This window comes from Actinoplanes sp. NPDC051405, assembly GCF_055586185.1.
The window spans coordinates 148,394-172,419 of sequence record NZ_JBVJIR010000023.1; the positions used below are offsets into that span (position 1 = coordinate 148,394).

At 71.7% G+C, this 24,026-nt stretch carries 17 protein-coding genes and 1 pseudogene; 12 read left to right on the top strand and 6 right to left on the bottom strand.

The window, feature by feature from the left end; all coding sequences use genetic code 11:
* The first annotated feature begins 17 nt into the window (after positions 1–17).
* Positions 18–1,592: a lysyl oxidase family protein gene (locus ACZ6S4_RS38410; protein ID WP_465479603.1), complete on the top strand. Its 1,575-nt coding sequence runs from the start codon at positions 18–20 to the stop codon at positions 1,590–1,592.
* Between the two features lie 77 nt (positions 1,593–1,669).
* Here the strand turns inward: ACZ6S4_RS38410 and ACZ6S4_RS38415 are convergent, their stop codons facing one another.
* The 4 genes from ACZ6S4_RS38415 to ACZ6S4_RS38430 form a co-directional block, all read right to left on the bottom strand.
* The gene (locus ACZ6S4_RS38415) at positions 1,670–2,737 is read right to left on the bottom strand and encodes a glycoside hydrolase family 6 protein (RefSeq protein ID WP_465479604.1); all 1,068 of its coding nucleotides are present in this window, start codon (positions 2,735–2,737) and stop codon (positions 1,670–1,672) included.
* Between the two features lie 3 nt (positions 2,738–2,740).
* A complete protein-coding gene (glxA, locus tag ACZ6S4_RS38420) occupies positions 2,741–4,690 on the bottom strand; it encodes a radical copper oxidase GlxA (RefSeq protein WP_465479605.1) in 1,950 nt (649 codons plus the stop codon).
* A complete protein-coding gene (locus ACZ6S4_RS38425; protein ID WP_465479606.1) occupies positions 4,687–6,516 on the bottom strand; it encodes a glycosyltransferase family 2 protein in 1,830 nt (609 codons plus the stop codon). Before ACZ6S4_RS38425 ends, glxA begins: the two co-directional genes overlap by 4 nt.
* An 84-nt stretch (positions 6,517–6,600) precedes the next feature.
* Complete coding sequence (locus ACZ6S4_RS38430) at positions 6,601–8,394, bottom strand: hydrogenase maturation protein (RefSeq protein ID WP_465479607.1); 1,794 nt, start codon at positions 8,392–8,394, stop codon at positions 6,601–6,603.
* 225 nt (positions 8,395–8,619) lie between these two features.
* Between ACZ6S4_RS38430 and mfd the strand changes: the two genes are divergently transcribed.
* From mfd to ACZ6S4_RS38450, 4 genes are all read left to right on the top strand, one after another.
* Positions 8,620–12,243, top strand: a complete 3,624-nt coding sequence (gene mfd, locus ACZ6S4_RS38435; RefSeq protein ID WP_465479608.1) for a transcription-repair coupling factor — start codon at positions 8,620–8,622, stop codon at positions 12,241–12,243.
* A gap of 56 nt (positions 12,244–12,299) precedes the next feature.
* Positions 12,300–13,070: a hypothetical protein gene (locus ACZ6S4_RS38440; protein WP_465479609.1), complete on the top strand. Its 771-nt coding sequence runs from the start codon at positions 12,300–12,302 to the stop codon at positions 13,068–13,070.
* A complete protein-coding gene (locus tag ACZ6S4_RS38445; RefSeq protein WP_465479610.1) occupies positions 13,070–14,020 on the top strand; it encodes a nucleoside triphosphate pyrophosphohydrolase in 951 nt (316 codons plus the stop codon). Before ACZ6S4_RS38440 ends, ACZ6S4_RS38445 begins: the two co-directional genes overlap by 1 nt.
* A gap of 155 nt (positions 14,021–14,175) precedes the next feature.
* Positions 14,176–15,792 (top strand): DUF885 domain-containing protein, encoded by a 1,617-nt coding sequence (locus ACZ6S4_RS38450; RefSeq protein ID WP_465479611.1) that lies wholly within the window; start codon positions 14,176–14,178, stop codon positions 15,790–15,792.
* Between the two features lie 1,104 nt (positions 15,793–16,896).
* On the opposite strand, the gene ACZ6S4_RS38455 is transcribed toward ACZ6S4_RS38450, so the two are convergent.
* Both ACZ6S4_RS38455 and ACZ6S4_RS38460 read right to left on the bottom strand, forming a co-directional pair.
* On the bottom strand, positions 16,897–17,586 hold the full coding sequence (locus ACZ6S4_RS38455) for a hypothetical protein (protein ID WP_465479612.1): 690 nt from the start codon (positions 17,584–17,586) through the stop codon (positions 16,897–16,899).
* Positions 17,587–17,631: 45 nt separating this feature from the next.
* Positions 17,632–18,249, bottom strand: coding sequence for a hypothetical protein (locus tag ACZ6S4_RS38460; protein ID WP_465479613.1), 618 nt, complete (start codon positions 18,247–18,249; stop codon positions 17,632–17,634).
* 169 nt (positions 18,250–18,418) lie between these two features.
* On the opposite strand from ACZ6S4_RS38460, the gene eno reads away from it, so the two are divergent.
* The 7 genes and pseudogenes from eno (at position 18,419) to ACZ6S4_RS38495 (ending at position 23,955) form a co-directional block, all read left to right on the top strand.
* Positions 18,419–19,702 (top strand): phosphopyruvate hydratase, encoded by a 1,284-nt coding sequence (gene eno, locus ACZ6S4_RS38465; protein WP_465479614.1) that lies wholly within the window; start codon positions 18,419–18,421, stop codon positions 19,700–19,702.
* A 110-nt stretch (positions 19,703–19,812) separates the two neighbouring features.
* On the top strand, positions 19,813–20,436 hold the full coding sequence (locus ACZ6S4_RS38470) for an FtsB family cell division protein (protein ID WP_465479615.1): 624 nt from the start codon (positions 19,813–19,815) through the stop codon (positions 20,434–20,436).
* A complete protein-coding gene (locus tag ACZ6S4_RS38475) occupies positions 20,437–20,937 on the top strand; it encodes a DUF501 domain-containing protein (RefSeq protein ID WP_465479616.1) in 501 nt (166 codons plus the stop codon). It abuts the gene before it with no gap.
* A 10-nt stretch (positions 20,938–20,947) separates the two neighbouring features.
* A complete protein-coding gene (locus tag ACZ6S4_RS38480; protein ID WP_465479617.1) occupies positions 20,948–21,451 on the top strand; it encodes an amino-acid N-acetyltransferase in 504 nt (167 codons plus the stop codon).
* Between the two features lie 9 nt (positions 21,452–21,460).
* Positions 21,461–22,357 (top strand): annotated as a pseudogene (locus ACZ6S4_RS38485) (Ppx/GppA phosphatase family protein); the annotation flags it as partial.
* A gap of 243 nt (positions 22,358–22,600) precedes the next feature.
* Entirely contained in the window at positions 22,601–22,930 is a 330-nt protein-coding gene (locus tag ACZ6S4_RS38490) for a PadR family transcriptional regulator (protein ID WP_212986653.1), read from the top strand.
* On the top strand, positions 22,927–23,955 hold the full coding sequence (locus tag ACZ6S4_RS38495; RefSeq protein ID WP_465479618.1) for an HAAS signaling domain-containing protein: 1,029 nt from the start codon (positions 22,927–22,929) through the stop codon (positions 23,953–23,955). The genes ACZ6S4_RS38490 and ACZ6S4_RS38495 overlap by 4 nt, the downstream gene beginning before the upstream one ends.
* The last annotated feature ends 71 nt before the right edge of the window (positions 23,956–24,026 follow it).

Below are 24,026 nucleotides of genomic sequence, written 5' to 3' on the forward strand. Positions count from 1 at the left end.
CTCCGGGGAGGAAAAGCATGACAAGAAGGACCCGCATTCTGGTGGCCGGCGCCGTCGCCACCGCTGTCGGCATCGCCGCCGGCGGGATGGGCGTGGCGAACGCGGCCGCCGATCTGCCGCCGCTGGCGCTGACGCAGGCGACGCCGAACGTGGTCGCCGAGCGTTACGTCTGGGAGGACGAGACCTACCTGTTCTTCGATCTGGGCGTCAACGTGATCGCGGGCAAGGACCCGTTCGAGATCCGGGCCAGCCGCAAGTCGTACGCGGACCCGATCGTGGCCAAGCAGATCGTGCTCAAGAACGGCAAGAAGACCGAGGTGACGCTGCCGGCCGGGATGGTCACCGGCTGGAACGGCCTCAAGGACTTCACCACGGTCAGCATCAAGGACGCCGCGGGCACCGAGGTCGCGAACTACAAGACCGACTTCTGCCCGAACGACTACTCCTCGACGCGGACCCGGCGGGACGCACCGGCCGACAACCCGTACCCGCAGGGCTGTTCCTACAACCCGTTCACTCTCGGCTCGGTCTGGGGCATCCAGGCCGGCTGGAACGCGGTCACCGACAGCCTGCCGTCGACCGGCGACTTCGACCTGGCGGACGGCGACTACACGGCAACCGTCACGCTGAACAAGACGTACCAGGACTACTTCAAGATCGCGGCGAGCGGCGCCTCGCTCACCGCGAACGTCAAGGTGCAGACCGTCGACGAGGGCAAGAGCGCCGGCGAGGCTGTCAAGGCCAAGGTCAAGGCCGCGCGCGCCGGCGCGGACACCGCCCAGGCCGCGGCCCTCGCCGAGCACGACGAGCACGCCGCCCAGGGTGACCCGAACTCGCAGATCTCGGCCTACAAGCCGGAGTTCCGCCCGCCGGCCAAGAAGCCGAAGGCGGTCAAGGCGGCGGCCATCCCGAAGGGCCCGCGCCCCGACCTGCGCTCGCTGCCCGCCTGGGGCATCGCGCTGGAGCAGGGCGACGGCAAGGCGTACGTGAGCTTCGGCGCCACCGTCTGGAACGGCGGCACCTCGCCGCTGCTGGTCGACGGATTCCGGCAGACCGGCACCGACCTGATGGACGCGTACCAGTACTTCTTCGACGCCAAGGGCAAGGAGGTCGGCTCGGTCGCGGCCGGCACCATGGAGTGGGACCCGCGCGACGGCCACCGGCACTGGCACTTCACCGACTTCGCCCAGTACAACCTGCTGAGCGCGGACCAGAAGCAGACTCTGCGCAGCGGCAAGGAGGCGTTCTGCCTGGTGAACACGGACGCGGTCGACTACACGATCCCGAACGCCAAGTGGCGCCCGAGCAACACCGACCTGTCCAGCTCCTGCGGCCAGAACACCGCCGTGGCGGTGCGTGAGGTGCTCGACATCGGCAACGGCGACACCTACACCCAGTCGCTGCCGGGCCAGTCGTTCGAGGTCACCGACCTGCCCAACGGCACGTACTACATCGAGGTCAAGGCCAACCCGGTGAACAAGCTCACCGAGCTGAGCACCACCAACAACACCTCACTGCGCAAGATCATCCTGGGCGGCACGCCGGCCGAGCGCACCCTCGAGGTGCCGCCGGTCAACGGCATCGAGGGCTGACCCACACCGAACGGCCCGCGGGCACCGGCTCCAGCGTGGGAGCCGGTGCCCGCGGGTCTTCGTCAGGGGGGTCCTCGTCAGGATCGGGAGCCCGCCAGGTCCAGCGCGTACTCCGCCCACCACTCGCCGGCCGGCGGCGCGCCGTTGCCGCAGGCGCCGTCGGACTCACCCGGGCGTTTGATCCACAGGTACGCGTCGGCCAGCGGCACGCCGGTCCGGGTGGTCGGCGCCTCGCCGAGCGCCCGTCCGGGCGGGTTGCACCAGTGCCGGTCGCCGCCACCCTTCTGGGCCGGTCCGTTGCCGTTACGGCTGGTGTCCACGACGAAATGCGCGCCGCTGAGCAGCGCGGACAGCCGGCTGCCGTAGGCCAGGTTGTCCGCCGTGGTCTCGAAGTTGGCCACGTTGAGCGAGAAGCCGGACGCCCGGTCGATGCCGGCCCGGCGCAGGGCGGCGGTCAGCCGGGACGGCTGCGTGATCCAGGTCGGATTGCCCGCGTCCAGGTAGACCAGCACACCCGGGACGGCCCGCAACGTGTCCACGGCGTCGGCGAGCAGGTCGTAGCGCTCGTCCGTGGCGTCCTCGTCCAGGCAGCCCTGCACCGCCTGCGGGAGGGCGTCGGGTTCGAGCACGATCAGCGCCTGGTGACCGCGCAGGGATTCGGCCAATGTGCGTACCCAGGCCCGGTAGTCCGCGGCGTCGGCCGCGCCGCCGGCCGACTGCCCGGAGCAGTCCCGCTCCGGGATGTTGTAGAGGGTGAGCACCGGCAGCCGGCCGGCCGCGGTGGCGGCCGTGACCAGCGTCCGGGCCCGTTCGGCGTAGCCCGGCGCCGCGTCGGCGAACCAGGTTGCGGTGGGCTGGTCGGCAATCCGCCGGATGGCGGCGATGTCAGTGGTACGCCCGGTGCCCTGCCACGCCGCGAGCTGGTTCACCGCCGCACCGTTCGGATCCACGTACAGCTGGCGGTCGCTGAGCCGCCCGCCGGACTCGGCCGCGGCACTCGACCGCACGGCCGCCGGGCCGAGCACCACGGGGGAGTCCGCGCCGCGCCGCGCGAGCACCACGATGGCCGCTATGACCAGCACGAGGGCCAGTCCGGCCACGGGCAGCGCCCAGCGGCCCCGCGTCGGGGTGGCGTGTTTCGGCATCCCTCAGCGCACCCGCACCCAGCGGCCCGCCGACGGCACACCCTTGTCGTCCACCAGGAACAACATGTACCAGCCCGAGGGCACGAGCCCCCTGGCCTTCGGGATGGACAGGGCCACACCGTTCGCCGACGGAGTCACGTCGAGCGCGACCGAACGCTGGTCGACGTCGGTGACGTGGGTGACCGCGCTGGGCCGCAGCAGCCGGGCCGCGCGCACGCGGCCGGCGTCCGGCGTGGCGAAGTCGACGGTCGTGCCGCGCTGCACCGAGGACGGTCCGGCGCCGACGACCGGCCGGCTGCCCTTGAACAGGTACGGCGGTGAGTACACCTCGATGCGCTGCTCGAAGGTCCCCGGGTTCCTGCCGGCGGGGTCGTAGAGCGGGTCGCTGCCCATGGTGATGACCCGGCCGTCGGGCAGCAGCAGCGCCTCGGAGTGGTAGTTGCGGCCGATGGTCGACTCCGCGGCGGTCTCGAACCGGTTGGCCGCCGGCCGGTAGATCTGCACGTTGAACAGGTCGCTGCGGGTCTTGCCGCGGTACTCGCCGCCGCGGTATCCGGAGGAACCGCCGGTGGTCAGCACGGTGTCGTCGGGCAGCAGCACAGTGCTCAGGTAGCGGGCCGGCTGCGGCAGATCCGGGCCGGGCTCGTACGCGGGCGCCTTCGCGTCCAGGTCCGCGATGGCCGTCCGCCGCGTGGACACGGCCGACTCACCCACCTCGCCGCCGCCGAAGATCATCACCCGCTGGTCCTGGGCCGGCGGCAGCAGCACCGACGAGCTCGTCTCGGTCATCCGCGGGTCCCGCAGCCCGGGCACCACCTGGAACTTGTTCTTCTCCAGGTCCCACAGCCCGGGCGTACGGCCGACGGTGTCCGAGCCGTAGCCGGAGTTGGAGCCGGAGAAGAACAGCCGGCCGTCGCCCATCAGGTGCAGTGCGGGATAGGTGGGGAAGACCCGCTTGAGCTTCGGCGCGTCGACCCAGCGCTGCTGGTCCCGGACGTACCGCTCGTTGTCGCCGGGCAGCATCCGGCCGAACTCGTCCAGCCCGGACACCGCGAGCACGTCACCGTTGGGCAGCTCGGCCAGCGTCGGGTACCAGCGGCTCTTGACCATGTCGCCGGTGCGCACGTACCGCTCGGTCCGCGGGTCGAACTCGTAGGAGGTCTTGTCGCCGCCGTACTCCTGCTTCTCGCGGGTGATCTTGTCAGAGACGCCGTAGATGTTGCGCCGGTCCAGGCCCTTGAGGCCGGCGACCGCGTACTGCGCCGGGTGGTCCACCACCGCGGCGTCGCCCTCGGCCTCGGCGTCGACCCACACCTCGACCTCACCGGCGTGGGTCATCACCTTGTCGCCGTGCTTCATCGCGGTCGCGGCCGGCACGGTCACCTCCGTACGGGTCAGATAGACCTTGCCGTCAGCGCCGGTCAGCCGGGTGCCCTTGGGGAAGGTCCGGGGACCGCCGGCCGGCGACTCGTTCTTGATCTTCATGACGCCGGCGGCGTGGGTGATGTTCTTCTCCAGCACCTCGTACGACTTCGTCCCGCCGGCGATCAGCAGATTGCCGTTGGGCAGGAACGTGTGCCCGGCGCAGAACACGTCGGTCGGCGTGGGCACCTCACTGAACTTGTCGCGCGCGGGGTCGTAGAGCACCGTGCGGAACGTGCCGGCCTCGAAGTTGTCCCGGTTGTTACCGCTGCCCGCGACGATCAGCACCTTGCCGGTGCTCAGCAGCGCCGCGTGGATGGCGTTGACCCGGCGGGCGGCTGGTACGGGCAGCTGCGCCCAGTGGCCGTACTTCTCCTTGTAGGACTGGCGGTTGATGGTGAAGTCGTGCAACGCGTTCGAGCCGAACGCCACCACGGGCCGGTTGACGAAGACGACCAGGCCCAGGACGACGAGGCCGATCAGTCCGCTCAGCAGGCGGCGCAGCAGCGACGGGCGGGGGCGGGGCTTCATACGTAGGTCTCCACGGGTTCAACGGCGGATTTCTTCTGCGGGGTGCCGCCGGACGGGGGCGGGGCGGCCCGGCGGCGCTGGTACTCCTGGCCGGCCCAGATCGCGGGCGGCAGCAGGCAGATCACGAGATTGAGGGCCGGCCAGAGCCACATGGTCCCGTCGACGTGGCCGCCGATCGGCGCGCAGACGAGCAGCACCAGGTAGAACGCGGCCCAGCGCAGGCCCGGCCCGAACGTCAGCAACCGGTCCGGGCTGGCCGAGTCGCCCTTGGGTGTGACCACGAAACCGGTCTGCCGGCGCAACAGCGAACTCAGGTACGACGAGACGTACACCGGGGTGGACAAGGTGGACATCAGCATGCCGGTGAGCCCCGAGGAGCCGGCCTCCTCGTGCGGGCTGGTGTTGTGCCGGCGGTTCCACACGTACAGGCCCAGCTGGAACAGCGCGGCGTCCACATAGAGCATCAGCCAGACTTCCTGCGGCACCTGGACGCCCTTGGCGCCCAGCACCAGATAGCAGACGGCGTTGAGGGCACCGAGCAGCCAGGCCAGCGCGGTCAGCGGGTAGTACGACATCAGCAGCGCATAGTGCAGCGCCCGCCGGAACCCGAGCCGCCACATCACCTTGCGGAACGACGTGACGACGACCTCGTCCGTGCCCCGCGACCACCGGTGCTGCTGGGTGAAGTAGTCGGTCCACGACGACGGTCCCTCGCCGACCGCGAGCACGTCCGGGGTGTAGACCGAACGCCAGCGCTTGCCGGAGTGCGGGTTGCGGCTGCTGTGCAGCACCAGGCTGGTGGCCATGTCCTCGGTGATGGAGTCCTGCAGGCCGCCGATGCTGCGCAGCGCCGAGATGCGCACCGCGTTGTTCGTGCCGACCAGCATGGAGACTCCGAGCCGGTTGCCGGCCCGCTGCAGCAGCGAATGGAACAGGTACTGCTGGGACTCGGCCCAGCGGGTCACCACGTTGTCGTAGTTGCCGTAGATCTGCGGGCCGACCACGAACGCCACGTCGGGATCGCGGAAGTAGCCGAGCAGCCGCTCGCAGAAGTTGGGCATCGGCACGTGGTCCGGGTCGACCGAGACGAAGACGTCGTAGTCGTCGCCGTGATCGCTGACCCACGAGTTGTAGTTGCCGTGCTTGGTCTTCGCCTTGAACGCTCCGGCCGGGGTGTTGAACTCGGCCCGGCCACGACGGCTGAAGTGGTGCACGCCGGTCCGCGCGCACATGGCCTTGACCTCGTCGTCGTCACCCTCGTCGAGCAGCCACACGTCGTAGCGGCCGGGGTGACGGATGGCCCGGGCCGCGCGCAGGGTCCGCTCGACCATCTCGACGGGCTCCTTGCCCGGCACGATGGTGGTGAGGAACGCGACCCGCAGCGTCCGGTCCGGCACCATCGGCACCGGATCACGGGCCCAGAGCGTGGCCAGGCACAGCGTGAAGACGTTGACCAGCCGGAACAGCTCAATGAGCCCGGTCGACGCGATCATCAGGGCGGTGGCGACGTAGAGCCACGTCTGCATCCCCGCATCCGGAATCTCCATCGAGGACAACAGCCACGCGAAGAACGTGGTCTCGAAGGTGAAGGCGAACAGCGTGATCAGCACGGTGGTCAGCGGCCGGCGCCGGGCCAGCGGGCGCATCTTGACCCGGGCCGGGCCGGGGGCGGGGACCTCCGCGGGGCCGGCGAGCACGCTGTAGCCGCTGTACTCGTACTTGCCGGGCAGCAGGACGGTGGGGTTGTTCAGAGCGCGTACGAGGGCGGGGTCCACAGCCGCTCGGGGCGCGGGGATGGTCTGCGGTGGCGGAACGGGGTCGCTCATCGGCGTCCTCTCACAATCGGACCCGGGCATGGCGGTGTCGGCGAGAAACGCCCGGAGGCGCTCGCCGGAGCTGAGCGGGCAGCGTCAGGCGGACAGCGGCACGGCTGAGCGCACCCGCACCTGGGTGTCGGCCGTACTCCCGCCGCTGACCCGCGGCCGGTTGAGCTGGCGGGGACGGGCTGCGGGCTCCGGGCGCGGACCCAGCAGCAGGTGGGCCGGCGTCGAGGCCGGCCGCAGCTTGCCGACGAAAGCCTTGCGGGCGGCGGCGAAACCGGACCGGTCACCGAACATGTCGCTACTCATCTCGGCCAGCTCACGCGCCTCGTAGACGTCCAGCGGCACGCGTTCGGCGGCGAGCCGCTTGGCCTTGGCGGACTGCCGGCGGCGGGCGTCCCGTGCATCAGCGTGCCGGCCGGCAAGTGCGGTGAGCCACTCGGTGTACGCCTCGGGATGGCGCGGGCCGACCTCGTCGACCAGGCCCAGCGACGCCGCCTGCTCGGCGCCGACCGGCAGCTTGGCGTCGATGAGCCGCTGCGCGGTGTCCGGCCCGACGCGCCGGGGGAGCGTGTACGTGTGCAGCTCGGAGCCGTACAGGCCGATGTCGTAGTAGGGGTTCAGCACGATGCCGCGCCGGGCCGCCACGATGTCCGCGCCCAGGCCGAGCATCACGCCACCGGCGCCGGCGCTGCCCGCGTACGCGGCCACCACGACCTGCCGGGTGCACGAGATGATCTCGCGGCACACCGCGTTGATGGCCTTGATGTTCGCCCAGGCCGCGGCGGCCGGATCGGCGGCGGCGTCGATCGCCGTGAGGTGGATGCCGTTGCTGAAGGCGTCGGTGCCGCTGCGCAGCACCAGCACCCGGGTGTCCTGGGCCGCGGCGTGCCGCAGCGCGGCCAGCAGCCGGCGGCAGTGCCCGGTCGACATCGCGCCGTTGTAGAAGTCGAAGGCCAGCCAGCCGACCGGCCCGGTCCGCCGGTAGCGCACCTGCCGGTACGACGGCCCCTCCGGTTCCGTGCCCGGGGGCAGCGGCGAGTCGGGTACGTCGTGCAGCCGCTTGCCGAGCAGCGTGGTGGCGGGCAGCTTCACCTGTCCCGGGCGGGTCGCGTCACGCAGCTGACCCAGCCACAGGCTGCCGTCGCCGGTGGCCACCAGCACAGCACCCTGGCGGCGGCTCAGCACCGTGCCGGGACGGGCGCCGCGGGCCAGACCGGGATGCGCGTCGTACGCGAACACCTCCAGCCCGCTGACCGTGGTCCGTACGCCGGGAGCGCCGTCGGCCGCGCGGATCCGCCGCAGGATCTGCTCGCTGGACAGCGACCAGTCGAACGCCCGGTCGGCCTGCTTCATCGCCGGGCGGGCCCGGGTGCCCGGGACCTCGATGGTCATCTCCGTGGCCGGCACCGGGCGGAACGCCGGATCGGCCGCCTTGGCCAGGACCTCGGAGAGGCACTCCATCGCCGCGTCGGCCACCGGTCCCTGGTAGAGCGAAGACTTGCGGGGGGCGCCGAGGGGCATCGGGAACGTACGGGTGGCCCAGATCGGCCCCGAGTCCATCTCCTGCACGGCCTGCAGTGCGGTGACCCCCCAGGTGGTCACGCCCTCGGTGATCGCCCAGTCCAGCGACGACGGCCCCCGGTCGCCGACCGGCCCGGGATGGATGATCACCGTGCGGTACTTGCGCCAGACCTGGGCGGGGACCCGGTCCTTGAGGTACGGGCACAGGATCAGCTCGGGCTCGGCCGCGGCGACGCCGTCGATGATGTCCTGCGCGCCCGTGGCGAGCAGCACCCCGACGTCGTGGCCCGCCTCCCGCAGCGTGCACCAGGCCCGCTGACTCAGACCGTTGAACGCCGACACGAGCAGCAGAACCCGCACATTGCCTCCCCAGACAATTCCCCCAACGACCCGCGGGCAGTCTTTGCCACCTCTTTGTCGTTATGTCGGACATGCTGTCCGATAGCGGTCCACGGTCCCGATGGTGCCGGGCGGCGGACTAAGCTTTGGGGCATACCCCCCGTCCAACTGGCGTCGGGGTTTTTCGATGTGCCTTACGGGAGTCTTTTCCATGCGACCTGATGGATCTTCGCGGAAGTTCCTCCCATGCAGCTGAGTGGCCTGATCCCGGCCGCCCTGCGGGACCGCGGGCTGGCCCGGGCCCGTGACCTGGCCCGCAAGGGCGGCGCCGACTCCGACGCGCTCGACCTGACCGCACCCGCCGCGCTGCGACCCTTCGTCGTGGCCGCCGTCGCCGGTCCGGCCGAGCACGGTGGCGCCGGCCGCCCGGTGCTGGCCGTGACCGCGACCAGCCGCGAGGCCGACGACCTGGCCGACGCGCTGGGCTGCCTCATCTCGCCCGACCGGGTCGCCGTCTTCCCGTCCTGGGAGACCTTGCCGCACGAGCGCCTCTCGCCCCGCTCCGACACTGTCGGGCGCCGGCTGGCCGTGCTGCGCCGCCTGGCCCACCCCGGCGCCACCGGCGGCGAGCCGGTTCAGGTCGTCGTCGCGCCGGTCCGCAGCCTCCTCCAGCCTCAGCTCAAGGGCCTCGGCGACCTCGAGCCGGTGGAGCTGGCCACCGGGGGCACCGCCGAGCTGGAGACCGTCGCCCGCCGGCTCACCGACATGGCGTACGCCCGCGTCGACCTGGTCACCAAGCGCGGGGAGTACGCGGTCCGCGGCGGCATCCTCGACGTCTTCCCGCCCACCGACGAGCACCCGTCCCGGGTCGAGTTCTGGGGCGACGAGGTGGAGGAGATCCGCACCTTCGCCGTCGCCGACCAGCGCACGATCTCCGAGGTCCAGCGACTCTGGGCGCCACCCTGCCGCGAGCTGCTGCTCACCCCGCAGGTGCGCGCCCGCGCCGCCGAGCTGGCCGAGCAGCACCCCGAGATCGGCGAGATCCTGGACAAGCTGGCCGACGGCATCCCGGTCGAGGGCATGGAGTCGCTCGCCCCCGCGCTCATGGACGGCACCGACTCCATGGAGCTGCTGATCGACTGCATGCCGCGGGGCACGCACGTGCTGCTCTGCGACCCCGAGAGGATCCGCACCCGGGCGCACGACCTGACCCGTACCTCCGACGAGTTCCTGGAGGCCAGCTGGGCCGCGGGCGCCGTCGGCGGCCAGGCCCCGATCGACGTCGGCGCCGCCGCGTTCAAGACCCTCGCGGACGTACGCGCCCACGCCGCGGTCCTGCACCAGCCGTGGTGGACCATCTCGCCGTTCGGCCTGGACCCGACACAGGAGCCCGCCGCCACCGACACCCCGTGGCTGGAGACGCCCGCCGTCGAGGTCTCACCCGACCTCGGCGACGCGATCAGCCTGCACGCCCAGCCCGTGCCGCTCTACCACGGCGACACCGCCAAGCTCGCCGCCGACCTGCGGCAGTGGGCCGGCGAGCAGTGGGCGATCGCGCTGGTCTTCGAGGGCCACGGCACCGCCCAGCGCGCCACCGAGCTGCTGCGTGACGCCGGCCTCGGGGTCACCCCGGTCGATGCCATCCCCACCGCGATCGAGCCGGGCCAGCTCCTGGTCACCTGCGGCGGGCTCAACCACGGCTTCGTCGACGAGAGCTCCCGGCTCGCGGTCATCACCGGCAACGACATCACCGGCGGCCGCGGCGCGTCCACCAAGGACATGCGCAAGATGCCCAGCCGGCGGCGCAACACCATCGACCCGCTCGAGCTCAAGCCCGGCGACCACGTCGTGCACGAGCAGCACGGCATCGGCAAGTACGTCGAGCTGGTGCAGCGAACGGTCAACGGCGCCGAGCGCGAGTACATGGTCATCGAGTACGCGGCCAGCAAGCGCGGCCAGCCCGGCGACCGGCTGTTCGTCCCCACCGACCAGCTCGACCAGCTCTCCCGCTACGTCGGCGGCGAGTCCCCCACCCTGCACAAGATGGGCGGCTCCGAGTGGCAGAAGAGCAAGGCCCGGGCCCGCAAGGCGGTCCGGGAGATCGCGGCCCAGCTGATCCAGTTGTACGCGGCCCGGCAGGCGTCCAAGGGCCACGCGTTCGGCCCGGACACCCCGTGGCAGCGTGAGCTCGAGGACGCCTTCCCGTACACGGAGACCCCCGACCAGATGGCGGCGATCATCGAGGTCAAGCAGGACATGGAGCTGGCCGTCCCGATGGACCGGCTGATCTGCGGCGACGTCGGCTACGGCAAGACCGAGATCGCGGTCCGGGCGGCGTTCAAGGCGGTTCAGGACGGCAAGCAGGTCGCCATCCTGGTGCCCACCACGCTGCTCGCCCAGCAGCACTACAACACGTTCGCCGAGCGGATGAGCCAGTTCCCGGTGACGATCAAGCAGCTCTCCCGGTTCCAGACGCCCAAGGAGGCCACCCAGACGCTGGAGGAGGCGGCCAACGGCACCGCCGACATCGTCATCGGCACCCACCGGCTGCTGGCCGCGGCGACCCGCTTCAAAAACCTGGGCATGGTCATCGTCGACGAGGAGCAGCGCTTCGGCGTCGAGCACAAGGAGCAGCTCAAGACCCTGCGCGCCTCGGTGGACGTGCTCACCATGTCGGCCACGCCGATCCCGCGCACCCTGGAGATGGCGATCACCGGCATCCGGGAGATGTCGACCATCGCCACCCCGCCCGAGGAACGGCACCCGGTGCTGACCTTCGTCGGCGCGCACGACGACAAGCAGGTGGCCGCGGCGATCCACCGCGAGCTGCTGCGCGACGGCCAGGTCTTCTACCTGCACAACCGGGTCGAGTCGATCGACAAGGCGGCCCGCCGGCTGCGCGAGCTGGTGCCCGAGGCGCGGGTCGCCGTCGCGCACGGCCAGATGGGCGAGGAAGCCCTGGAGAAGGTGATGGTCGGCTTCTGGGAGAAGGACTTCGACGTGCTGGTCTGCACGACCATCGTCGAGTCCGGCATCGACATCCCGAACGCCAACACGCTGATCGTCGAGCGCGCCGACCTGCTCGGCCTGTCCCAGCTGCACCAGATCCGCGGCCGGGTCGGCCGCGGCCGCGAGCGCGCGTACGCGTACTTCCTCTACCCGCGGGAGAAGCCGCTCACCGAGACCGCCCACGAGCGGCTCGCCACCATCGCGCAGCACACCGAGCTCGGCGCGGGCATGTACGTGGCCATGAAGGACCTCGAGATCCGCGGCGCCGGCAACCTGCTCGGCGGCGAGCAGTCCGGCCACATCGAAGGCGTCGGCTTCGACCTGTACGTGCGGATGGTCGGCGAGGCGGTCAGCGCCTTCAAGGGCGAACGGCCCGAGGAGGAGCCCGAGGTCAAGGTGGACCTGCCGATCGACGCGCACCTGCCGACCGACTACATCGCGGTGGAGCGGTTGCGCCTGGAGATGTACCGCAAGCTCGCCGAGGCCCGCGACAACGCCCGCCTGGACGAGGTCGTGGCCGAGATGACCGACCGCTACGGCGAGCCGCCCGAGCAGGTGAAGAACCTGATCGCGGTGGCCCGGTTCCGGCTCCTCGCCCGGGCGTACGGCCTCACCGACGTCTCGGTGCAGGGCAAGCACCTGCGGTTCTCGCCGCTGCCGCTGCCCGACTCCAAGCAGATGCGGCTCAAGCGCTACCACCCGGACGCCGTCTACAAGACCACCAACGACCAGGTCAGCGTGCCCCGGCCGACGACCCGGCGGGTGGGCGGCGAACCGCTGCGCGACCAGGCCCTGCTGCAGTGGTGCGCGCAGCTGCTCAAGGACGTGCTCGGCGAGGTTCCGGCCCCGGTGTCGGCATGATCCGATATCAGGGGGTGGGCGGTGTACGTCACATCAGCCGTGAGAGAGTGCTAACCATGCAGCGTGCCCGCCGACTCGCATCCACCGCCGTCGTCGCCGCCCTCGCGGTGAGCGGCCTGTCCGCCTGCCGCGCGGAGCCCGACGTGGCCGCGTACCTGGGTGACGGCAGGACGATCACCGAGGCCCGGGTCGAGGGTGTCTACGACGAGGCCCGCGACGAGCTCACCAAGGCCCGCGAGCAGGTCCAGCAGCAGCAGGGCAACGCCGGCGCCTCGGCCCAGCCCGTCCCGCCGGTGCAGGTCCCGTTCAAGCAGAAGGACGTGCTGAACGCCCTGCTCACCATCCAGCTGCTGGAGCAGGCGGCGAGCGCGCACGGCGTGCAGGCCGCCGCTGAGCCCACGGTCGAGCAGGTCGCGCAGGGCTCGAACTACTCCGCCAACTGGGAGTACACAAAGCTCTACACGCGTACCTTCCAGCTGCGGGCGGCCCTGCTGCCCAAGGTGGCCCCGGCGCCGCTGACCGACGCCGACCTGCGCCCGGTCTACGACAAGCTGCTGTCCGGCAGCGAGGCCGGCGCGACGCCGTTCGAGCAGTTCAAGACCCAGCTCTCGGCGGAGAACAAGCAGGCCCTGCAGCAGAGCATCGGCCTGCGCAACGAGCTCGCCAAGATCGTGGCCGACGGCGACGTCAAGCTGAACCCCCGCTACGGCAACCAGCAGCTCGTCCTGCTGTCGGCGCAGGCGGGCAACGCGGACGTGGCCCTGGTCGAGCTGTCGCTCGCGGGCGCCGACGCCTCCGAGGCCCCGTTCGTCACCGACGTCTCCTGATGGCCCCAGCCGGACGCATCGTCCTGCTGGTCACGTCCCCGCGGCTGCCGGCCGGTCTGCTCACGGCCGAGGCCTGGGACCTGCTCCGCGCCCACCCGGTCTACACCCCGGGCGAGAGCGACCAGGTGGACGCGCTGCGCTCCTCCGGGGTGACGGTGACGGTGATCGAGCCCGACCCGGAGACCCTGATCGCGGCGCTGCCCACCCACCCGACGGTGATCTGGCTGGCCGGGGCGGCCGGCGACGAGGACTTCGCCCGGCGCCTCGGCCTGCGCCTGGCCCGCGAGCCCGCCCTGGCCGAGCTGGAGCTCTGCTACGGCTCGTGGGACCCGCCGGGCGCCCGGCTGCTGGACGCGGTGGCGGTGATGGACCGGCTCGCCTCGCCGGGCGGGGACCCGTGGAAACTGCAGCAGACCCACGAGAGCCTGGCGCCGTACCTGCTGGAGGAGAGCTACGAGGCGTACGACGCGATCGCGGCGTCCGACCTCGACGCGCTGCGCGAGGAGCTCGGCGACGTGCTGCTCCAGGTGGTCCTGCACTCCCGGCTCGCGGAGAACCTCCCGGAGGACGAACGCTGGAGCATCGACGACGTGGCCGGCGGCCTGGTGGAGAAAATGGTCCGCCGCAACCCGCACGTCTTCGCGGGCGAGGAGGTCGGCGGCGTCGAGGACATCATCGACAACTGGGAACGCATCAAGAAGGCGGAAAAGGCCCGCGACTCGGTGCTGGAAGGAATCGCGCTGAGCCAGCCGGCCCTGTCCCTGGCAGCGAAGATCCTCCAGCGCGCCGAGCGGGCCGGGGTGGGCGTGCCGCTGCCGTCCGGGGCGGGCCTGGGTCCGACGTTGCTGCGGCTGGTCGCGGATGCGCGGTCGCAGGGGCTCGATGCGGAAGCGGCGTTGCGGCAGGCGGCCCTGGACCTGGCGGCCGAGATCCGCAAGGCCGAGGGGTGACGTCCCGTCCCACTCCCTCTGATCCTCCTGCCGCACCGATTCCGCCTGCCGTTCTGATCCGCCTGCCGTACCGATCGCGCCGGCCGTTCTGATCTGCCTGCCGCTTCGGTCTCGCCGGCGCGTGAATGTCGTACCCGACGAGTAGATTTCGCTCCATGCCGGAGTTCGTGCCGCTCGCGGAGAGCATCGTCGACGCCATCCTGGAGACCGACCCCGCCCTGGCGTCGTACGCCGGTGACCACCGCTTCGACGATCGCCTGCCCGATCTGTCGCCCGGTGCGGTGGCCGACCGGGTGACCATGCTGCGGGACGCCGCCGACGCCCTGTCCGGCACGGACCCGGACGACTTCGACGACCAGGAAAAGGTCGACCACGCGATCCTGTCCGCCATCGTCGAGCGCGGCATGTTCGAGCTCAGCGACGTCCGTGAGCACGAGTGGAATCCCCTCGTCCACAACCCCGGCCCGATGCTGCACACCCTGCTGGCCCGCCCGTTCGCCCCCGCGGAGGAACGCCTCACCAGCCTCGGCGGCCGGCTGGCGGCCGTCCCCGACGCCCTCGCCACCGCCCGCGCGGTCCTGCGCGACGTGCCCCGGCTGCACACCGAGGTCGCAGTCGGCCAGTTCGCCGGCGCGGCGACCCTGATCCGCGACCAGGTGCCCGGCCTGCTCGCCGAGGCGCCGGGCCTGCGTTCCGTGATCGAGCCGGCCGCGGCCACCGCCCTGGCCGCCCTGGCCGAGTTCGACGGCTGGCTCAAGGCCCGGCTGGAGAGCGGCGAGCCCGGCCGCGACCCCCGCCTGGGCCGCCCGCTGTGGGAGGCCCGGCTGTGGCACACCCTCGACACCGAACTGCCGGCCGCGGACATCCTGTCCCGTGCCGAACGCAACCTGACCGAGGTCGGCGAGCAACTCCGCGCAGCCGCCGCCGAGCTCACCGGCGGCCCGCCCACCGACGAAACCGTCCGCCGCGCCCTGGACACCCTGGCCGCGCAGCACCCCGACGACAGCACCATCGTCGACCTGGCCAAGGTGACAATGGGCGAGGCGACGGAGTTCGTCCGCGAGCACGCCCTGATGACCCTGATCGAGGACCCGTGCGTGATCGAGGAGATGCCGGAGTTCGCCCGCGGCGTGGCGGTGGCCTACTGCGACCCGCCCGGCCCGCTGGAAACCGCGGACGTCCCGACGTTCTACTGCATCGCCCCGGCGCCGTCGGACTGGCCCAAGGACCGCGTGGAGTCGTTCTACCGTGAGTACAACGACCACATGCTGCGCAACCTGACGGTCCACGAGGCGATGCCCGGCCACTTCCTGCAGCTGGCGCACTCCCGCCGGTTCCGCGCCGACACCCGGGTCCGCGCGCTGGGCTTCTCGGGCCCGTTCGTGGAGGGCTGGGCGGTCTACGCGGAGGAGCTGATGGCCGGGCTGGGCTTCGGCGGCCTGCCGGTCCGCCTGCAACAGCTCAAGATGCAGCTCCGCATGAGCCTCAACGCGGTCCTGGACCAGCTGGTGCACTGCGAGGACCTGACCGAGCAGGAAGCGATGGCCATGATGACCGGCCGAGGCTTCCAGGAAGAAGGCGAAGCCGCCGGCAAGTGGAAGCGGGCGCTGCTGACCTCGACCCAGCTCTCAACGTACTTCGTGGGCTACACAGAAATGTCAGCAATCGCAGCGGCCCGCCCGTTCGGCGCCACCCCCAAGGCCTGGCACGACGCGATGCTGGCGCACGGGTCGCCGCCGCCTCGGCACTTGCGCACGTTGCTGGGGGTTTGAGGCTCCTCCGCGGCTTGGCGCGGCCATCATCGGCCGGGGGCCGGGGGCCGGGGGCCGGGGGCCGGGGGCCGGGGGCCGGGGGCCGGGGGCCGGGGGCCGGGGGCCGGGGGCCGGGTGGGCGTGGTGGTGTCGGGCTGGGCTGTGGCCTGGAGGCTGCTGCGGCGCGCCAGGTGATGCTGTCTCGGCCTGGTTTCGGCCGGGCTGGGACAGGCAGACTGCGTCGGGCGCCGTCGCGGTGCGTCCGGCCATGCCTTGCCTGGCCGTGCCGGCCTGGGCGATCGGGAGTTGTCGCGCTTTGCGACATATGGCCCAGCCGTGCCGGGCTGCGTCGCATTCGCGCCTGGCCGGGCCGGGCTGTCGCATTTGCGCCTGGCCGCGCGGGGCTGCGTCGCAATCGCGCCTGGCAGCGCCGGGCTGCCGCCTGGCCGCGCCGGGCTGCCGCCTGGCCGCGCCGGGCTGCCGCGCCCAGCCGCACCGGGCTGCCGCGCCCAGCCGCACCGGGCTGCCGCGCCCAGCCGCGCCGTGCTGCCGCGCCCAGCCGCGCCGGGCTGCCGCGCCCAGCCGCACCGGGCTGCCGCGCCCAGCCGCACCGGGCTGCCGCGCCTGGCCGCGCCGGGCTGCGTCGCGTTCGCGCCCAGCCGCGCCGGGCTGCCGCGCCTGGCCGCGCCGGGCTGCGTCGCGTTCGCGCCCAGCCGCGCCGGGCTGCCGCGCCCAGCCGCGCCGGGCTGCCCGCGCCTGGCCGTGCCGGGCTGCGTCGCACCACGCCCGGCCGCGCCGGGCTGCGTCGCAGCTGTGTCGGGCGGAGCTGGGGCTGGTTCGCATTTAGATCTTGGTAATTATTGGCCGCCATAGGGGCCATCGGCCACCAAGATCTGCCACGCCGCCGGCCCATCAAGCTGCCCCGCTCCGGACATGGCGGTGCAGCCCGTAACAGCCTCGTGTTGGGCAGCGCCAGGCCGCGTTGGGCGACGCCACAGGCGGTCTGTCCAGCAGTCGTCGGCGGTGAGGCCACCGCGGGTCAGGCCGGCGCCACGGTGAGCTGGCCAATCCCGCCCCGGGCCGATCCAGCTGAGCCGCCGGCTCAGCAGCAACCCCGAGCCGTAGCTACCGGCCTCGCCGGTCCACCAGTTTGGCCGACTTGGGCAGGTCGAACATCGCTTCCTCGACCTCCTCCGAGTAGTGGGTCATCGCTACTTCCACCCGGGCAGAGTTCAGGATGCCGTCGAAGCTGCCCAGCACGCCCTCGTTGGTGATGCACGTGGTGAAGTCGCGGGCCGCCGCGTCGTCGACGCCGCGGAGCTGGACGCAGGTCGCGTGCCGGCCCGCGATTGTCGTGTCGTGCTGGTCGACTTCCACGTCGTTGTCCAGCACTGCCGCGTTCAGCAGGGCCAGCACCGTCGCCGGGGGGACCAGGCCGCTTTCGCCCGCGCCTTCGAAGACCGTTGCCGGGGCCGGGGTCGCTGCCGTCGCCGGCGCCGTCAGGGTGCAGGTCGTTGTTTTTTCCGTACGGCATTCCGTGGTCGCGTCCGCCGTCACCGTCACCTTGCCGCCGGGGTACACGTACGCCGTCCGGGCCGGTTTCCGGGTCTGCGCGACCGTCGCCTTCTCTCCGCCCGGCAGCTGGTAGTTCGCCTCGTACGTCAGGTCGGCCGCCGACGTCATCTGCGCCGCCAGGTCCGCCACGAGGTCGTTGCGGGTCAGGCCCTGGCCCGACTCGTCCAGCTCCGAGCAGCCCGCCGTCGCGACGCACAGCATGAGTACGGCCGTGGCGAGGCGTCGTCTGAGAACGGGCACGTGACCCACCTTGGCCGATGCGTGCAACCGCGCGCAAACCGGTTATCAGGCCCGGGTGCGGCTCAGTAGCTGCTGGCGCATGACGTACCGGCGGATCACCCGGGCCTGCGCCTCCGTCACGTCGAAGATGGCCACCAGCTCCACCGACATCGGCCCCGGCGGCACCTGCTGGGCCAGTCGTTCGACCTTCGACGCCGTCGCGCCCACGTCGATGATCTCGCTGCCCAGTTCGATCCGCAGCTGCAGGTCCTCACCGTCGCGGACGTTCGTGTCCTCGAAGTGGGCCCGCATGCTGTGTTCGCTGATGTCGCGGATCCAGCCGTTCGCGTCCGGGAAGCCGGCCCGGTACATGATCACCTGCTCGCCGCCACCGCCGCGGACGAAGTGGCGCTGCTGTTCGACCAGCGGTTCACCGCGGGCCTCCACCTGCAGCCGGTTCTCGGCCACCTCCAGCACCGCGCAGGTCAGCGCGTACCGGCCGCGGGGGGCCGCCGACCAGCGCAGGGTCACGTCCGCGCCCACGACGGGGACGGCGACCAGCGGGGCCGACAGTGTCAGACCTTTGCCCTCCGCGTGCACGACACGGACACGGGAGGCCTGCTCGTCGGAGGCGGTCATCTCGACGTACGAGCCGGCATCGGGAAGGAGCACGGTAGTAGTCATGGCGATACCCGAGATCGGCATTTTCCGGCCCCGCCTGAGGCATGTGGCGGCGTAAGTTCACCGGCCGCCGCCACGGGCGACACCCCGGGTCGATACGCTCTAGCCCGTGGTGGGCCGCAGGGTCGCGGTCTGGAATCTATCCATACGAGCATGAGGAGCGACACGACAGATGGCCACCATTGAAGCGATCGTCGCCCGGGAGATTCTCGACTCGCGGGGCAACCCCACCGTCGAGGTCGAGGTGGGCCTGGACGACGGCACGGTCGGACGCGCCGCGGTGCCGTCCGGCGCCTCCACGGGCGCCTTCGAGGCGATCGAGCTGCGGGACGGTGACAAGGGCCGCTACCTCGGCAAGGGCGTCGAGAAGGCGGTCAGCAACGTCGAGGACAAGATCGCCGACGAGCTGCTCGGCTACGAGGCCAGCGAGCAGCGCCTGATCGACGAGAAGATGCTCGACATCGACGGCACCGCCGACAAGTCCGAGCTGGGCGCCAACGCCATCCTCGGCGTGTCGCTCGCCGTCGCCAAGGCCGCCGCGCTCTCCGCCGAGCTGCCGCTGTTCCGCTACGTCGGCGGACCGAACGCGCACGTGCTGCCCGTGCCGATGATGAACATCCTCAACGGTGGCGCGCACGCCGACTCGAACGTCGACGTGCAGGAATTCATGATCGCCCCGATCGGCGCGCCGTCGTTCCGCGAGGCGCTGCGCACCGGCGCGGAGGTCTACCACGCGCTCAAGTCGGTGCTGAAGAAGAAGGGCCTGTCGACCGGGCTGGGCGACGAGGGCGGCTTCGCGCCGAGCCTGCCGACCAACGCGGCCGCGCTGGACCTGATCGCCGAGGCCGTGCAGGCCGCCGGCTTCAGCCTGGGCACCGACATCGTGCTGGCCATGGACGTCGCGGCGACCGAGTTCCACAAGGACGGCGCGTACGTCTTCGAGGGCTCGCCGAAGTCGACCGACGAGATGATCAACTACTACGCCAAGCTCGCCGAGACGTACCCGATCGTCTCCATCGAGGACCCGCTCGACGAGGAGGACTGGGCCGGCTGGACCGCGCTCACCGCCCAGATCGGCGGCAAGGTCCAGATCGTCGGCGACGACCTGTTCGTCACCAACCCGACCCGCATCGGCCGGGGCATCGCCGAGGGCGCCGCCAACGCGGTCCTCGTCAAGGTCAACCAGATCGGCTCGCTGACCGAGACCCTGGACGCCGTGGACATGGCGCACCGGGCCGGCTTCAAGACGATGATGAGCCACCGCTCCGGCGAGACCGAGGACACCACCATCTCGGACCTGGCCGTGGCTGTGGGTAGCGGCCAGATCAAGACCGGTGCGCCGGCCCGTTCGGACCGCGTCGCCAAGTACAACCAGCTGCTGCGCATCGAGGAAGAGCTCGGCAGCGCCGCCCGGTACGCCGGTGCGGGCGCGTTCCCGCGTTACCGCACCGCGTAACGCTGCGTCGACAGATCATGGAGTTGTGGCTCCGCGTCGCCTGGGCATAGTGTCCAGTGGCAGGTGCCGCAACTCCATGGTCTTGGGCGAGCTCCGGGGGAGGGGCAGGGATGACGCAGCGCCGCACACCGAGTGGTCAGGGCCCGGCCCGTCGTCCCACCGGTCATGCGGGACGCCCGGGCAGCCGTACGGCCGCTCGTCCGGCCCGTAGCCGCGACACCGCCGCCACCCGGATCGAGCCCCGCCGGACGCCGGCCCCCCGCACCACCAGCGGCATCCGGTCCGGCAGCCGGCCGGCGGCCGCGCGCCGCGCGCCCGCGACCGGGGCGACCAAGCGCACCGTCGCCACCCGCCCCAAAGCTTTCACCGGCCGGGCCACCGTGCTGATCGTCGTGCTGGTGGCCCTCGCGCTGGCCTACACCTATCCGGTCCGCGTCTATCTCGCGCAGGAGTCCCAGATCGCCCAGATGCAGGCCGACCAGGCGTTGCAGCAGGCCAAGATCAAGGGGCTGACCGAGGAGGTGGAGAAGTGGAAGGACCCCGAGTACGTCCGCAGCCAGGCCCGCGACCGCCTCTTCTACGTGCGCCCCGGTGAAGTGCCGCTGCTGGTGCTGAACGACCCGGCCGGTGCCGCCCGGGACGCCGGTAAGAGCGCTGCGGCGCAGACTCAGAACCGCTGGTACGACACCCTCTGGGGCAGCGTCGCCGCTGCCAACTCAGAAACCCGGAAGTAGATGACGACACCCTCCGAGACGGATCTGCAGGCAGTCACCCAGCAGCTCGGCCGCCGCCCCCGCGGCACCCGGGCGATCGCGCACCGGTGCCCCTGCGGTAACCCGGACGTGGTGGAGACCTCCCCGCGCCTCGACGACGGCACCCCGTTCCCGACGCTGTTCTACCTGACCTGCCCACGGGCCACGGCCGCGTGCAGCCGGCTGGAGTCCGCCGGCGTCATGCGGGAGATGCAGGACCGGCTCGCCACCGACCCGGCGCTCGCCGCGCAGTACGAGAAGGCGCACGAGGACTATCTGCAGCGCCGGGAGGCCGTCGAGCACGTCGAGGAGATCGAGAACGTCTCCGCCGGCGGCATGCCCGACCGGGTCAAGTGCCTGCACGTGCACCTCGGGCACGCCCTGGCGGCGGGGCCCGGCGTAAACCCGTTCGGTGACGAGGTCCGCGCGGCGGTCGAGCCGTGGTGGACAGGCAGTCCGTGCGTGCCGCCGCCGGCTGAATAAACTCGGCCGCATGCAGGTCGAGATCCGCCGCGCGCGCACGTCCGACGTCCGGGCCATCCGGAACCTGGTGGACACGTACACGTCGGACCGCCGGCTGTTGAGCAAGGCCACCGTCACGCTCTACGAGGCCGTCCAGGAGTTCTGGGTGGCCGTGGACGCGGCCACCGACCAGGTCGTGGGCTGCGGCGCGCTGCACGTGATGTGGGAGGACCTGGCCGAGATCCGCACGGTCGCGGTGGATCCGGCGTACCGCGGTCTCAAGATCGGCCACCGGCTGGTCGCGGAGCTGCTCGACGTCGCCCGGCAGCTGGGCGTCGCGCGGGTGTTCTGCCTGACCTTCGAGACCCGGTTCTTCGGCTCGTTCGGCTTCACCGAGATCGACGGCGCGCCCGTCCCGCACAGCGTCTACGAGCAGCTGCTGCGCTCGTACGACGAAGGTGTCGCCGAGTTCCTCGACCTGGAACGGGTGAAGCCGAATACCCTCGGTAACACGAGGATGCTCCTCCATCTCTAGGAGAACAGCGTGAGAGTCGCGGCGATCGACTGCGGGACCAACTCCATCCGGCTGCTCATCGCGGACATCGCCGGCGGCCGCCTCACCGACGTGGCCCGGCGGATGGAGATCGTCCGGCTCGGGGAGGGCGTCGACCGCACCGGCCGGCTCGCGCCGGAGGCGATCGAGCGCACCCGCAAGGCCCTGCTCGGGTACGCGACCGAGATCGCCGAGCTGGGGGTGAGCCGGGTCCGGATGTGCGCGACCTCGGCGTCGCGGGACGCGGCGAACGCCGCCGACTTCACCGCGATGGTCCGCGCCACCCTGGGCGTGGACCCCGAGGTGATCAGCGGCGACGAGGAGGCCCGGCTGTCCTTCGCCGGGGCGGTCACCGGGCTGACGGCCGAGCAGCCGTACCTGGTGGTCGACATCGGCGGTGGTTCCACCGAGTTCGTGGTGGGCGGCGACGAGGTCAAGCACGCGATCTCGATGGACATCGGCTGTGTCCGGATGACCGAGCGGCACCTGCGCAGCGACCCGCCGACTGCGGCGGAGGTCGCGGCGGCGGAGCAGGACATCACCAAGGCCGTCGACACCGCCCTGCGGACGGTGTCCGGCCACGGCACGGCGACGCTGGTCGGGCTGGCCGGTTCGGTCACCACGGTGGCCGCCCTGGCTCTGCACCTGCCCCGGTACGACGCGGAGCGGATCCACCACGCGCGGGTCCCGTACGACGACGTGGCGAAGGTGACCCAGGACCTGCTCGGCTCGACGGTGGCCGACCGCCGGGACCTGCCGGTGATGCATCCGGGGCGCGCGGACGTGATCGGCGCCGGGGCCCTGATCCTGCGCATCATCATGGAACGCGCCGGCAAGACCTCGGTGATCGCCAGCGAGCACGACATCCTCGACGGCATCGCCTTCTCCCAGGTGGATCCGGCCGCCGAGGAGGACGCGGTGCCCGCCGCCCATCCCGCGCGCAAGGTCGACCACCCCACCCTCAAGAAGTTCTTCTCCACCCTGCGGGCCGCGACGCACCGCGACTGAGCCGCCCGGCCGCCTTGACCGGCGGTGCGAAAGTGGTCCGGCAGGCCGGTAACGGCGATCGATCCGTCGGCGGCGGTACCGTGCCTTTGACACTACTTCGCATCGCGAAGTAGTGTGCACCGCGTGGATACCACCCAGCTCCTCAAGGGCGTGCTGGACCTGGCCTGCCTAGCCGCCCTGCGCGACGAGGACGGCTACGGCTACGACATCCTGCGCCGTCTCCGGACGGCCGGGCTGACCGAGGTCGGCGACGCCTCCGTCTACGGCACCCTGCGCCGGCTCTTCAACGCCGGCCTGCTCACCACCTACGTCGTGCCCAGCGACGAGGGTCCGCACCGCAAGTACTACGCGCTCAACCCCGCCGGCCGGGCCGAGTTGCAGCGCTCCGGCAAGGTCTGGCACGGTTTCGCATCCACGATGGACGATCTGCTTCGCGAGCGGGAGACGGCGTGATCACCACAGCTCAGGACGAGATCAATCTGTACGTGTTCGCGGTCCGCGCGGCCCTCGGTGACCTGCCCGAGTCGCTGCGTGACGAACTGCTCGAGGATCTGCCCGAGCACCTCGCCGAGGTGGCGGCCGACGGCGAGGGTTCGCTGACCGACCGCCTGGGCAGCCCCGAGGCGTACGCCGCGGATCTGCGGATGAGCGCCGGCTTCGTCGGCGGCTTCCCCGATCCACCCGGGCGCACCGACCAGTTCAAGGAGATGCGCGACGTGGCCCTGGCCCGGCTGCGCGTCGCCGACGTGCGGCTCGGCCCGCTGTTCGGCGCCGAGCGGGCCAGCGACTTCCTCGTGCAGTTGCGCCCGGCGTGGTGGGTGCTGCGCGGCTACCTGGCGGCCATGGTGCTCGCCTGGATGCTCGACGACAGCGGCCAGCCGATCGGTCTGCTGCCGCGCATCGGTGGCAGCGAGGCCGTAGCCCTGCTGCTGCTCGCGGCCGGCATCCTCGGCTCGATCTGGCTCGGCCGCCGCTCGGTGCGCCTGACCCACTGGCCGCAGCTGGCGCTCTACGCGGGCTCGGTGGTGCTGGTGCTCGTCGCGCTGGGCGGCTTCCTCAGCGCCGACAGCAGCAGCCGCGGCGCCCCCTACGCGGACGTCAACTACGAAAACTCGAACCCGTACGGCAACATCGAGGACCTCTTCGTGTACGACGAGCAGGGCCGGCTGGTGCAGAACGCGCGCATCTTCGACCAGAACGGCGCGCCGCTGCGCCTGGGCAACGCGTACTGCTACGACGAGTCGGGCAACTACACCGAGGTCCAGACGCTCACGTACCCGTACTGCGCCGAGCGGGATCCGTTCCGGGCGCCGACCGCCACGGCCAGTGCGGCAGCGGGGGAGGCGTCGGGTGCTCCCGGGGCGAACGGGCCGGGCCCGGTGCCGCCGCTGGAGGACGGCTCCGGGGTCAGCCCTTCGGTCAGTCCCTCGACCAGCCCTTCGGCCACTTCGCCGAGCGTCTCGCCGGCACCGAGGTAAAGGCCTGGTAACGGGGTCGCGGCGGCGCTGCCCGGATCGCTACCTTGTGCTCCGATCGGCCGACCCCCTCG